Raw genomic sequence first — 13704 nt, forward strand, 5'->3', positions numbered from 1 at the left:
GACGGCAAGCGCCGCCTGCAATCGCGCTTTCTGGCAGCACATTCATCGATCAGGCGCACAGCCATCCGATTGAAGGCCGCTGTGCCCGCCAAGTTGCGTTGACGCCATATTGACGCAAAGCCAGCAGGCTATGCCCTATCCGGACACGAACACAAATGCGATCCATGATGACGAAAAGACCCTGCCTTCAGCCGCCATAAAAGGGTTCGCACGCCACTCCGTCGTCGTCACCATCCATCTCGGCCCGATAGCCAGGCTCGCCTTTATAGATAGGCGCGCTCCCCGCCGCGCGTGCACTATCGCATCCCGCCCAATAGTCACCGGCCTGCGGCGCCCGCGCACGCGCAAGGCCAAGCCGAATCCCGACAGAATGAACCAGCCCCGCGATCCGGGCCCGACCCTCGGCGGTTACAACAACGCTCGTTACCCCGCCCAGAAGACCGACGGCCCCCGCGATCAAACCCAGGCGCACCATGCGCGCCCTCTCTCGCGCCCGCTGCTTCTTCATAAACCGCGGGGATGGCTTGATCGGGACGGCCCGGAAAGGCTTGCGAACGGTCATCGAGCCGCCCTAAACGCAAATCGCTACGAAATATGAAATATGGGGACACAGGCTCAAGTAGCGCGAAGTAGAGAGCCATAAGAAGGGCCCGGTCCAGGAGCATACAGAAGCAAGATTTTTCAGTCGCTTCGAGACGCTGATCCGCTATGGTCGCCGCAATGCGTAGGGGGAAAAAAATAGTGGGGCAGATAGGGAGTAGAGACGTGCGCAAGCGTCTGAACGCCAGAGGCTCTTGCCTCTCTGTCCGCGCGAAAAATGGGGGATGCCGTTGAGCGCACCAAATGTGACATATGGGGATCGCGCGACAACGATAGCCATCGACATGTCACTGCTCCATCAGGGCAAGCTCGATATCTGCCTTGTGCAGACTGCGCTTGATACCGCGCCGATAGCAGGAGATCAGTCGCGCGCGTCGTCTATCCCGCCTCTTCGTCATCTCCTCGTCGGCGGCGACGGGCATAACAGACCTGCGCTCACCGAAATGCTGCCGGGAGGCCATATGGTGCTGATGGTGGCACCGGAATTTGCATTCGGGTCTGCTGACTGGGACGCCCTGGATGCGCTGGTGCGCGGCGCTGGTCGCCCGGTCATTCTGTTTACAGGCTTTGGCGCTACGCCAGGGCAGGCGCTGTTCGACTGGTCTGCGCTCCCCCATGAGGAGGGGCAGACCCATCGGCATCTGGGCTGGGATGACGCGGCGAAGGGAATGAGCGGTGTCAGGCTGGTCAATGCGGGCTGGTGCTGGATTCACCAACCCGGCGAGCGGACCGACTGCTTCGTCCTCCTGAAAACCCATGCCGAGCAAAATGCAGAGGCCGTGGCGCTTTCGACCATACAATATGGGTCGACGGTAACGCATCTGCTTTTCAACGATGTCGATATTTTTCCGTTGATCTGCGCCGATCTCATCCCCTTGGCTGCTCAGCATCAGGATTGCGCGCAGGCGAAGGTGCGAGAGATAGTTCAGGCCAGCGCCCCAGATCGACCGGCCCTCGTCGTCGGCGCCCTGCTTCAAAAAGGCTATAATGCCAACTGGGTCGCTGCGATCCGATCGCTTCTGACAGATGTGATGGCAAACCGGCGCGGCCTGGTTGCCCTGTGCAATATTGCCTATGACAAGCCCCATCATGATGAGCAGCAGGATCAGTGGCGCAGCCTGACAGGCGTTTACGGCGCATTCGATTCCCTGCCAAAGGGGCAACATCAACTGCCGGTGGCAAGAGCGCTGACATCGGACATGCTCGCAGGAGCGGTGCTGCGGCAGACCTGTCCCATGGTTGTTTCAGGCGAGATATATTGGGGACCATATGTACCCAATGGCGTGAAATTCCTCTGGCACGGCGACATGGCCTGCCCGATCAAGGCCCATGGACTGGATGCGCCAATAACGCCGCCCGCCACGCAGCATGGGTGCGAACTGGTGCGTTTCATGCGCAGGCATCCGGCTCGCGATGATTGGTCTCCCAGGGTCAGGCAGGGGGTGGCGGCGATCGCGGACCATGTTTCGACCCATGGTCAGCCCCGACCCGAGCGCATCCTCAGTCTGCTTCTGACCGGCGTATGCGCGGAAGCTGTGGACGCAGATTTGCTGCACACGGAAGACACAAGAATGGCCGCGAAACTCGCACTCAATGCGCTTGCGACCATGTCCACCTTCGATGGCGTGTCCTGGAACGCAATGGAAACGGATTTTGGGCAATTGCATCTGGAAGAGACTGCCCGCAGCGTGCTGATCTGGCATGACCCGTCGAGAAGCGTTGGACAGATGCAACGCGAGCTGGGCGCCTGGATGAACGACACCGCCCCACATCCAGACCTGCTTGTCATCGGAAAGTCGCCGCTGGGCGAACTGCCGGACGGACCCATCAGGCCCGAGCGGCGCGATGACATCACGACCGCCCCCCCAACGCATGTTGCCGTCGGCGCCACGGGTGCCCTGGCCCTCATGAGGGATGATATTGGCAGTCCTAAATTACGGCGTCGGGCAGCATCCGTCAGCCTGCAGCGCCTAGCTGCTATCTACGGCGATTACGAACAGAATAATGAGGACGAAAAGATCCAGTCGTTCCTCGCGTATCTCACCGACTGCCTGAAGGACGAAGCTGCATGACGCACCCGGCTACCAACGGATCGGCCAGTGATGCCCTGGCACCGCTGTGCGCACGCGTAGCGCTGGAACCTGCTCCGTTGCCGACGGGGGATCCGGTCGCTTTTCCAGAGGGCGCCGGCCTATGGCAGAGCAGCTACGCCAGGTTGCTGCTTTGGCCCGTTACGTCGCTAGAAACCAGTATGTTCCGCAAAGAGGCGATCATTGCCGAGGGCGTTCTTGACAGACTTCTTGAAGCGGAAAGCCATAAGGAGCGCAGACCCACTGTCGATGGGTATCTTGTGCTGGCCCTGCCTCAGGCTCCGAGCGAGGATGACCGCGAACTGGTGACCGCTCTGGAGCTGTCTCCGCGAATTTGTCGCAAGCACTGCATTTGGCCTGCCGTCATTAAGGATGATGCCAACCAGAATTCAGGTTGGCATCGAATAGCAGATGTGACGGTCGTTGGTCTGCCTGATGGAAAGACCGCTGCGGAAGGCGCATTCTGGCCGACCCTTGATGAGGAATCCACAGCGTTTTGGAAGGAGATTAATCCGGTTGACCAGAATCCTGTACCAACCGAGGCGGGAGGCGCTGCATGACCCAGGCAATTCGTATCTCCAAAATGATGGTCAAAGCGGTTAGAGGCATAACCGATCCGATCACATTCGACTTCTCTGCGCCCATTACCGTCGTCTACGCACCTAACGGAACAGGCAAGACGACCATGTGCGAGGCAGCCGAATGGCTGCTCACAGGCGTGGTCCACAGGCTTCGCGATGGCAAGGGCTTCGATACAGAGCTGCTGCGGTCACGCTTCTGCGAGGATATCGATCCGTCGGTAGAAGCGGCTATGTATCTGGGCGATGCCCCGCTTCATCTGGAACGAAAGGCTGACTTGAACGGGCAATCGGCTAAATTCGGCGAAAAACATGATGAACCAAAGGCAATCCGGCCAGGCGAACTGCTTGCGAAGATCGCGCCGGTCGCTGCGGCGCAAGAGAGCCACCCGGTCCGCGCCATAAATTTGCGCCAGCAATGGCTGAGGGGCACGCGGTTCCTATCCTCCGACAAGCTCTCGGCGCTCGTTGATTCCGACGACGACACAGTCGATGTCCGCAAACAGGTCTTTGCCGACCTGCTTGGCATTCGTCATTTGCTGGACGCCGAGACCAGGTGCAACAAATTCATCGCCGACCATGCCGCCCAGCTGCGGACGTTAGGCGCTGAAATTGACCGCCGGACCGATCAGATCGAGAGACTTCAGGCAGAAATGGAGGCGAGAAAAGCGCAAGGTCCGCATTTTTCACTCGATGCAATCATGGCGCACATTCTGCAACATCTAGGCCCGGCTTATGACGGCATCGCTTATGCCGATCCGGGACATGCGATCCCGGCCCTGACGGCGCATCTCGAAGAGCGAAAGAGCCAGCTCCTGCGCAAGGGCCAGACACTGCGCGCGCTCGAGGCCCGATGGGATGCGGCCCAGCATGATAAGGTTTTGATCAGCGAACTCACCGGACGGGAGCGCGCTCTTAGCGATCAGACCATAGCGCTCGCCGAAAAGGTGGCCAGGCTCGAAGAGGCGTATACGACCTCTACAACAAGGCGTCGGGCCCTTGGAAAGACCTTGCGTGTGCTTGCAGGTACGCGCGACGATCTCATCTTACTGGCCAACAGCATCACACAGGATTTACCGTCCCTCCCGACGGCGCGCGCAAAAAATCTCAGCTTCGTGCAGCTATTGGACGCAGTGCCGGAATGCGCGTGGTCAGAGGAAACCATAAATGGGCGTCACGCGCGTCTCGCCGAGGCGAGGGAGGCACGTACAGCCTATCTCCGGAGCATCCGCCACCGCACGACCCTGGAAGCAGAGTTGTCGATCATCGAGGCTGGCCTCGCGACCGAAAGCGAGAGTCTGGAACTGAAGGCCAAAGCCGATCAGCTTGCCCGGATAGCGGACCAGGCAAGCGATCGCCTAAAGGCGACCCAGGGGCCTGTCGCGCAGCTCCAGGCTACCGCACGCCAGCTTCTGCTCCAGGAACACCCGCTGGAAACGGACGAATGCCCTTTATGCAGACATGAGTGGGGCAGCGTCATGCAGTTGCGCGCAGCCATTGAGGATGCGCTCGGTTCAGCGCCCGCTCTGGTGAAGGCCGCCCAGGCAGAGGCTGTCGCAACATCGCAAGCCGCAGATGATGCCAGAGCCCGCGTTGCGTCAGCCGACAAGCGGGCAGATCGTGCGCAAAGCGTCAAAGCCCACATAGCCGATCTGGGCCTGGTCGCCGACAGGTTCGTCCGCGTGATGAACGATCTTGGTCTCAGCCCGCATGTCGACCAGGCGATTGAGGACGAAGATCAACGCCTGGCGGTCGCAGCCAGACTTGCCAAGCTCACCGATGGCTTTGAGGCTGCACAGATTTTTCAGCCCCAGACAGATGACCTGAAAGCCGTACTGGATTTTCCGGCATCTGAACTCACGACGCGTGTCGAAGCCAGGATCTGGGAAGCAACCCAGGAAGCCCGCATCCAACTCGAATCCGTAGTTCTGGAGATAAGCAGGATCGAAAACGATCGAAGCGAAGCGCGCGCATATTATGCAGGTCAGATGGAGCGACTGAAAGAAGCACAAACATTGCTCGTAAGCGCCCGAGAAAATGTCGCCGAATTCGATATGCTATGGACGGATATCTTGCCCGAAGCGGAACCCACGCTCAACATCCTGAGCGAAGCGCTCAAGGGGATGAGCCACGAACGGTTGGAGCTCAACGAAGTCGAGGGGCAACTTTCTGCGGCAAACGCTGTTTGGGATATCGAAAAGCAGCACGTTCAACTCTCGGCGCTGAGTGAGGGTCTCAATCCGATCCGGAAGGAGCATGAAACGCTCGATCGCCAGATCAAGGCGGCACGCCGTGCAGCGGCAACCTTCAGCACCAGCTATCAGGAGGTAAGTTCCCAGCAATTCAGGGAACTGGAACAGGTCGTCAATCCGCTGTTTGCCCGCATGCATGCAAATCATGTCTTCGACAATGTCACACTGGGTAGCGCGGCCCAACCGATGCACTGGAGCGCCAGTGCCCAGGGCAAGGGCTTTGAGCCAGGCACGGATTTCAGCCAGGGACAGCGACAGGATTTCGCCCTCGCGCTCTTCCTTGCTCGCGCCCGCGGGATTGGAGGCACCTTCTTTCTCGATGAGCCCATGACGCATCTGGATGATCTCAACAGGGTGGGGCTGCTGGACATTTTCCGGGCAACCGTGATGGAAAGCAGCAACCGGCTCAATATAGTCCTCACCACGGCAAGCCGGTCGCTGGCTCGGCACCTGATCGAGAAATTTGCGGCCATAAAAGAGGTGCCGACGCCAGAAGGGGTCTCGCCACCCCTGAGAGTTATTGAACTTGGAGGCAATGGCAGATCCGGGGTGACGATGACGCAGGTCTATCCAGCCCAAGCAGCGTGAGCGGGGTTCAGCGTCAAAGGCGCCTCACTATACGAGCGGCACAATATCTGGATAGATTACCGATATGATATTGGTGGGTAGATTTGAGGAGACGAAGAGGCTTGCCTAAAGGGCAGTCACAGACGGCGCGATCGCATAGAAGCACGGCCAGGGCGAACGCCCCCAGCCTTACCGAACAAAATTTGAGGGATCATAGTTGCGCTTGAGGTTAGCCCAAACTCGCAGGGGTGAGTTGAGATCATTTGCCTTTATATGCGCGATACCAATCATAAAAGGATCGCAGATGGAAACGACCAATATCGATGACGCAGGCGAATTGCTTGTAACATTGACAGCAGATATCGTTGCAGCTCATGTTTCCAACAACAGCGTGGCGGTAGGTGATGTCGCCACTCTGATCGCTAACATTCATAGCGCTCTTACCGGACTTTCCAAGCCCGCTCAGCCTCATGTGGAAAAGCCGGAACCCGCTGTCTCAATTCGTGCGTCGATAAAGCCCGATTTCATCGTCTGCCTAGAAGATGGCAAGAAACTTAAGATGCTCAAGCGGCACCTTATGACGCATTATCAGATGACTCCTGACGATTACCGCGCCAAATGGGGCCTGCCCGCTGATTATCCAATGGTTGCCCCGAACTACGCGCAGCAGCGCAAGGAACTGGCCCATAAAATCGGCCTGGGTCGCAAGCCCGTACAGAATGGCAAGGCTGCCGCGCCAAAGGCAACGAAAAAGACTGCCAAAGCGCCTGCCGACTAACAAGCAAACTGGCCGGCGTGATCGAGATGGTCCCGTCCGCTACGATCACGCCGATGCCGCCCCACGATATAGACAGGCAAATGAGAGGTTCACACTCAAGCGCGTATGAACGTCCACTGCCTGCTAAAACGCCACATGGGCGCATGGTGTAAAGCCGCGCGCGACCATGATGTTGATGATGATGCCAGCAGCATTGCGACGCATCCGGGTGAAATCGTGGTCATAAAAAACTTCAACGCGGTCGATCTACGTCAATATATTGCGAGTGCCGCATAGGTCGGGCACCCAATGACATCGGCTATCATGCCTGTCTGCGATGGCTCGCCCTATTCCATGGCGGCACATGGCGTAAACTTCAAAAAAATTCATTCTTATCTACTGACATATCTGGAACGTGCATAATATCCAATATCGTTATTTTTCTGGAATAACGCCCATTGACGAATCAATAACTGTTGATATCCTTAAATCGAAACACGAATAAAATTCGGTCGCGCGAATTCTTTTAGATAATGATTATATCCGAAATGTTACGCGGACCATCTCTCGATAGCAGTATTTCTTGAGGCGCTTCCGCAGACATTCGCGCAAGAGCGTCCTGGAGGAAAGCATGGCCAAGGGAATTTCGCTTCATATCGGTTTAAATCTCGTAGACCCGGCCCATTATGATGGATGGTCTGGACCACTCAATGCCTGCGAGGCCGATGCCCATGCAATGGCGGACCTCTGCAGCCGCCAGGGATTTACCGCGCGCAAGTTGCTGACACAGGCGGCGACGCGCGAAGCGGTTCTTGCCCAGTTTGATACACTGGCGAGCGAGCTTGCCAATGGCGACACCCTGATCATCAGCTATTCGGGCCATGGCGGACAGCTTCCAGACCGCAACAAGGATGAGGCAGACGGTCTGGATGAAACCTGGTGTCTCTATAACGGCCAACTCATTGACGATGAGATATACAGCGCCTGGGCGAAATTTACCTCAGGAGTCAGGATCGCCGTCTTCTCCGACAGCTGCCACAGCGGCACTATCCTGAAATATTGGCGGACTCCACGCTTCTCACTGGGATCGCTTGAAACACCTGCCTGGGCGGCAGCAAGGCTCATGCCAGCTGAGATCGTACCACGCACCTATTATAAGAATCGCGAATTTTATGACGCGCTTCTCTCAAAAGCTGCGCCAGGGGAGCCGGCATGCTCGGTCATCCTCGTCTCAGGCTGTCAGGACAATCAGCTTTCGATGGATGGTCCTTTCAATGGCGCCTTCACCGGCGCCCTGCTCTCCACATGGAGCGATGACAGCTTTACCGGGAGCTATAAGGCACTTGCAAAGGCGGTGCGGGCAAAACTGCCGTCTGATCAGTCGCCAAACTACATGACGGTGGGCTCTACAAACGCCGCCTTCGAACAGGGCCGCGCCTTCAGTCTCTAAACGCTGCAGCGCCTTTTGCCGCGCTGCGCAGCTCTCAAGGACAACAACATGCTATTAAAGCTTATTGCAGCGACGCTCCTGCTCGCGGCCGCGACGCAGGTCGGCGCACAGGAAGTCACATATCAACTGCCACGTTCGACGGTCATTGCCGGGTGGCAGGCGCGCCTCATCCGCTGCCCCACCCTCGATGCCCCCAAGCCCGATTATGTGACCCAGGCTGTCGTAGCATCGACCGCGAAGCCCGGCGAACTTGTGCGCCTCAATCCCAACAGTCCATTTCTGGGCAGCCGAAAACTCGCGCTTACCTATTATGAAAATGGCATGCTCAAGACGATCAATGCCGAAGGTGAAGGCAAAGGGGGAGCCGTCCTGGCTACCCTGGCCAAAACGGCGGCGGGTTTTGCCAGCTTCGGCGTCACCGGCACGCTCACGACCATGCTAGCGGCTAATGTTCCTCTCGGATCAAAGGGGGTCGTTTCGCCCATCTTCGAGCACAAGCTCAAGGTCGCATGCAAATCCGATATCCTCAAAAAGGTTGCGCGCTGGCAGGACGTCTCCGACAGAATCGAGACGATAGAAGCCGCAGTCGCCAACGGGGTCGCGTTGGGCTCTATCCGCGCCGAAGTCCTGGAACAGCTGAAAACCGAACAAGCCGAACTTGAAGATGCGCTGACTCTCTCGACAAGCGTCACGCTCACGCAAAGCCGGGCAAAAGCCAAGGCCATTGGCGCGGCACGCCCTGACGGCAGTTACAGGGAGGCGTTCGATCTGCCCCCGATCAATCCCACATTATGGTTTGACACCGCCGAACGCGAACAGATACCCGATATGAACGTCGGAAAAGGGGGCTTTTGCGCGCGTTTCATTGTATCGAAAGCAGCGTTCGCACGATCCGAACCGATCGAAACGCCAAGCTTGAAGGCGTGGCGTGCAGCCTATCTTAAGGACGGTGAATTAACGGCAACGAAGCGCCTGAACCACTTCGTCTACTTCAACCCCGCTTCCGTCGTTGTCGAACTGTGGGACAATCCAACCAAAGCCCCCTGCTCGCTCGATAGCGTCATAGACGATACGCTCACGAGGAAGACTGTTTCAGTCGCGCAATTCTCCGATTATTTTATCCTCCCGCTCGGCAGCGGCATGTTTGAAACCAAAGGCTCGTCAGCAGAATTCACGGCAGAAGGTAAGATGGTCGCAATGGGCACCAATGCGGTGGGTGGCGGAAGTCAGTTTGCCGAAGCGCTTGCCGGAGGCCTGGCTGCGGCCGAGACCATGCGCGATGCCAAAACAGGTGCGATCCAGCGCAAGATCGATCGCCTTAAGGTAGAGAAGGAGTTGCGAGAATTGCAGGAGGAGAGCAGCAAGAATGCGGTCAAATCTGAAGGCGACCTCAAAGACGCCAATTGACCAGATGTTGGCTTTGGCTTGGAACAAAAGGAGCGCGATAATCGACCGACGTGACGAAGCGCAGCATCACGAAGCAATTAAAATCTTATGATATCCTGTGTCGCTGATTGTCTCTTGGGGCCTCTATTGATAGGCTCAGGCCGGCTTGTTGGGGGATAGCATGCGCAGTAAAATCACGCTTCTTGCTTGTGCGTCTCTGACATTGGCTTCAGAGACGGTGCAGGCAGCGCCGCGATGCCCCGATTGCGATGTCAGCGTGATAGTAGCGCGCAGCGATATCGGGTGCATCAGCCAAAGACTTCGGCGTCTGATCAGGGATGGACGCGATCCCATTCTTTTGCCCCTGTCTTGCCAGGCAGCCAAGGAAAAGGTCAGGATCGAGCCGGTGCCAGACCTCCGCAAAGCTCAGGAGACGGGCGCCGGCGGGTCTAAAGCCTATGCGCTTCTTACCAAGGATAGCGCCAGATGCCTGATGAAAAAGTTGAACGTGCGTCAGAGCATAGCGAATTCGTTGCAGATCGATCTGAAGAGCTGCCGATGAACCCGCCATGGCTACCGCGCACACTCATCGAACAGATAGAAGTGCTGGCCAAGCTTGCGTTGATGATCGGTGCTGTGATCGCAGCGCGTGAATATTTCGATCAACGCAACGATATGCGTGTCACAAGGACACTTGAATTTGCCAGCCGGTTTGATGGTTCGGAATATCTTGGGGTGCGCCAAGCAGTGGGCAAGGCGCTGGCGGAAAAGGCCCGCGCTCTGCGGACAGAAGCAGAGGCTGGCACAGACCGGCCAAAGGACCCAGAGCTGATTGCCGCCAGGGCGGACAAGGCAGCCTTGGCACTTGTGTTTGGAAGCGAGGGCAACAAGGGGCTCGAAAATGAGATTGGCCAGATAGCCGGCTTCTTCTCGAGCTTGCAGGTCTGTGTCGATCGCAACATCTGCGACGCAGAGACGGCGCACGCTGTGTTTGACGCCTATGCGAAATCTTTCTGGAGTAATTTCGAACCCTATTTCCGCGATTTGCAGCGAATCACCCCAGAAGCCGGTGCGGGCCTGGAGAAATTTGCAGGTACAAACGCATGATAGTCCGGGCGCGCATCTTATGCGGCCTCATGCTGGCCATATCGTTGGTTGCAACACCAGTGCGCGCGGCCGACCAGCCATTCAAAGCATCGCCGATCATCGAAACCTCAGCACCTGCTGAGGTCAAAGATATAATGGTACCGATCATAGCAGCTGGCCTCGGCGCCGACCTGCGCAATAGGGTCGCAGCGCTGCGCAAGATTCAGGAGACATGGCTGGCCGACTGGCAGTCTGGAAAATTGACATCGGCCACACTGCGCGAGCATCGGTATTTTTCCGATCGCATGCTGATTGACGCGGTGGTGCAACTGCCGGCCTCCGACAGGGAAGGTATTGAGCCTATCTATTTGCCTTTTCTTGCCGAGGCGATCGACTGGTGCGACGGATTTAACGACCCCTCGATCGGTTTCAACTTATTCAGTCGCAGTTTGGGCATCATTGGCGGCGACACAAGTATCGCGCAGCCGCAATTTCTAGGAATCCTGCGCAAGATATCGACTATGATCGAAGCATTGCCACAGCTTGCTGTGCGACAACGGACCCTTGCCAATATGGCAGTGGCGATGGGAATGGTGAGTGCATTCACCAGTCTGAATGCGGAAACTATCGCTCTAACCGCAAGAGCAGCGCGTAACACATTGGCCTTAGACGACAAAGCTCAAGACCCGCTCTTGTCGCCAAATGACAAGAAGACGATGGCCAGCCTTCTCCTAATGGCGACCGTTTTCATGCCTGGGACAGAACGGATCGAACTGAACCACTTTGCAAAGGACCATGGTGGCGTAATCTTGACCAGCCAGAACAAGTCGGCTGGGTATTTTGGCGCCGTCGATGCAGCGCTCTCTGGCGACTGGATCGAAGCAGATCGGCTGATGGAAACAGCCATTGATAATCCACAGGTTATGAAAGAGACCTTGCCAGGTAGCAGCCCGGCTCAGGCGCCTATCATATCTATCATGTTCAGCAAACAGATGCTCATGAGCGAGGCTGCGGCCGTCAAGGTCAAGACAGGTCATTCCGAAGCAGCAATGCATCTCTTCGAGCGCAGTCGCTCGACAGCGCTTCAGATACGTCCTCAGGCTGATGCGCTGGCGTCAGAGCTGCGCATTATCCTTGGGGGCGAGACTATCGTCCAGGTCGCAGCAGGTTGGATGGGGACCTTTGCGGTGGTATCGAGGCCCAAGGACGGCAAAGTGGCGCGAACCAGCCTTTACACGGCTAACTCAGGCGGGCTGGCCCTCATCAGCAACTATGTGCATTTCGATCCCGGTCAGCGATATGTCCCAGGCGGCATTTTGGCGGCTTATTATCTGATCCGCACGGTACCGCGCCGCGGACCATCCCCGGCGCTGGACATGTTTGTCGATGATCTCAATCGCCGCACGGAAAGTCTGGTCGGGGACGCTATTCGCCAGGCACTGTCCAAAGCGGGCGCAAAACCAAATGAGCGGATCGTCCTTATCCTGCCGGCAACTCTGGCAATGCTCCCGGTTGCAGGCTCACGCGGTGCCGACAACATAAGCCTCGGCGAACGCTATGAGCTGCGTTTTGCGCAGTCACTTGCTCATGCCGCAGGCACGATTTCCAGCACCAAGGGCACTCCGGGGGCCGGCATAGGTTTTCTCGCGTCGTCGAGTTCCAACCTTGATGCGGTGTCTTTCGAACAGGCTGCGATCAAGCCGACACGCGCAATCCTTGGGGCAGCAACAGCAGATGAGGTGTTCAAGGGCCTGGACGGGACAGATTACTGGCACATTGCCAGTCATGGCAGTTCCGACTGGGGTAAGGCTAAGGCCAATGGCATCTATCTTGATGGCAAGGCCTTGCTGAACGACGCAGATATCCGTGGCGCTCGGATCCATCATCCGCCTCGACTCGTCTTCTTATCGGCCTGCGAAACCGCCATCCTGGATATCACGCAGGATATTCATCGTTATGCCAGCCTCCAGACCGCCTTTGCCGCCATGGGGGCACAAGGCGTGGTCGGAACATTATGGCCCATCGGCGATGGTGCAGCTGCATTGCTCTCCGTCCGATTCCGCGACTATCTGATCGACGACCATATTCGGCCCGCTTCTGCCCTGCGCAGGGCGCAGTTATGGCTGCGCGACTCAGACGCGCGAACCCTGCGCAATTTCGTGACGAACAAGATCGCGCTGGGCAAGGTTACTGCGACTCAGGCACAGGGTATAATGGCCAGCCTTGCAGATTTTGAAGCGGGTAGCAGGCCGTTCGCCCATCCCTTCTACTGGACCGCATTTGAGCTGCTTGGCGGCTAGGTGCCAATCAGCACCGCAAGGATTTGCGGATTGGGGTTTGTACGTTCGGCCTGGAAGGCCATTTTAAGGTCATCCAACGTATCGATCGCACATCCATCATTCTGGGCGCATTTGGGCGCGACCAGGATATAGCCACGTCGGCTGAGTGTCTGTTCGACAGCCAGAACGTAGACATAGCGCCCGCGCTCGAACGTCCGGTCGACCAGATCCTGCCGGAACATAATGGCCACCACCCCAGGCTGCACTTCGATAGCAGCCATAGCAGCTACAGCATCGATATTGTCCTTGAGCGTGACGCCGTTCACGGCGTCAAGCACCAGAGATTTGAACCAGCATCCGCCCTTCGTGGGCTGAAGGATCCAACGCGCGCCTTGGACGGGGTGCCCGTCCTTATCCTGGATTAGGGACCAGTTACCTGCCAGCGGTCCGCAACTTGACGCGGCCTGCATCGAAAAGAGAGGCTCGTCTGACACATAGGCGCAGTGCGTAAGAGCAGGCATCAAGAGCCCTGCAGCAGCAATGCGCAAGCACCTCGATGCCGACCATCGGATACCGCAGGATGGCGCTCTCTTCCCTGTCACCATATCGCTTACAGTCCCCCTACAGCTTCTGCCACGATCCTTGCATTGACGGTCCAT

At 57.5% G+C, this 13704-nt stretch carries 10 protein-coding genes; 8 read left to right on the forward strand and 2 right to left on the reverse strand.

From position 1 onward, the window contains the following. Positions 1-187: 187 nt before the first annotated feature. Positions 188-562 carry an excalibur calcium-binding domain-containing protein gene (locus tag BMY84_RS22495; RefSeq protein WP_093086755.1) on the reverse strand — a complete coding sequence of 125 codons (375 nt, stop codon included), beginning with the start codon at positions 560-562 and terminating at the stop codon, positions 188-190. A 262-nt stretch (positions 563-824) separates the two neighbouring features. Between BMY84_RS22495 and BMY84_RS22500 the strand changes: the two genes are divergently transcribed. From BMY84_RS22500 to BMY84_RS22540, 8 genes are all read left to right on the forward strand, one after another. Beyond that, positions 825-2672 carry an ABC-three component system protein gene (locus BMY84_RS22500; RefSeq protein WP_093086756.1) on the forward strand — a complete coding sequence of 616 codons (1848 nt, stop codon included), beginning with the start codon at positions 825-827 and terminating at the stop codon, positions 2670-2672. Next, positions 2669-3250: a hypothetical protein gene (locus BMY84_RS22505; RefSeq protein WP_093086758.1), complete on the forward strand. Its 582-nt coding sequence runs from the start codon at positions 2669-2671 to the stop codon at positions 3248-3250. The genes BMY84_RS22500 and BMY84_RS22505 overlap by 4 nt, the downstream gene beginning before the upstream one ends. Continuing rightward, positions 3247-6108 carry an AAA family ATPase gene (locus BMY84_RS22510; RefSeq protein WP_093086759.1) on the forward strand — a complete coding sequence of 954 codons (2862 nt, stop codon included), beginning with the start codon at positions 3247-3249 and terminating at the stop codon, positions 6106-6108. Before BMY84_RS22505 ends, BMY84_RS22510 begins: the two co-directional genes overlap by 4 nt. 283 nt (positions 6109-6391) lie before the next feature. Continuing rightward, positions 6392-6865: a MucR family transcriptional regulator gene (locus BMY84_RS22515; protein WP_093086761.1), complete on the forward strand. Its 474-nt coding sequence runs from the start codon at positions 6392-6394 to the stop codon at positions 6863-6865. A gap of 610 nt (positions 6866-7475) precedes the next feature. Continuing rightward, complete coding sequence (locus BMY84_RS22520; RefSeq protein ID WP_093086762.1) at positions 7476-8294, forward strand: caspase family protein; 819 nt, start codon at positions 7476-7478, stop codon at positions 8292-8294. Positions 8295-8342: 48 nt separating this feature from the next. Further along, positions 8343-9701: a hypothetical protein gene (locus BMY84_RS22525; protein ID WP_093086764.1), complete on the forward strand. Its 1359-nt coding sequence runs from the start codon at positions 8343-8345 to the stop codon at positions 9699-9701. Positions 9702-10166: 465 nt separating this feature from the next. Further along, on the forward strand, positions 10167-10787 hold the full coding sequence (locus tag BMY84_RS22535) for a hypothetical protein (RefSeq protein ID WP_143075130.1): 621 nt from the start codon (positions 10167-10169) through the stop codon (positions 10785-10787). Between the two features lie 29 nt (positions 10788-10816). Next, complete coding sequence (locus BMY84_RS22540) at positions 10817-13066, forward strand: CHAT domain-containing protein (RefSeq protein ID WP_177204131.1); 2250 nt, start codon at positions 10817-10819, stop codon at positions 13064-13066. Here BMY84_RS22540 and BMY84_RS22545 read toward each other — a convergent pair. Beyond that, positions 13063-13383 (reverse strand): hypothetical protein, encoded by a 321-nt coding sequence (locus tag BMY84_RS22545; protein WP_093086770.1) that lies wholly within the window; start codon positions 13381-13383, stop codon positions 13063-13065. The genes BMY84_RS22540 and BMY84_RS22545 overlap by 4 nt on opposite strands. Positions 13384-13704: the final 321 nt, after the last annotated feature.

It is taken from the genome of Sphingobium sp. AP50 (assembly GCF_900109095.1).
GTDB lineage: Bacteria > Pseudomonadota > Alphaproteobacteria > Sphingomonadales > Sphingomonadaceae > Sphingobium.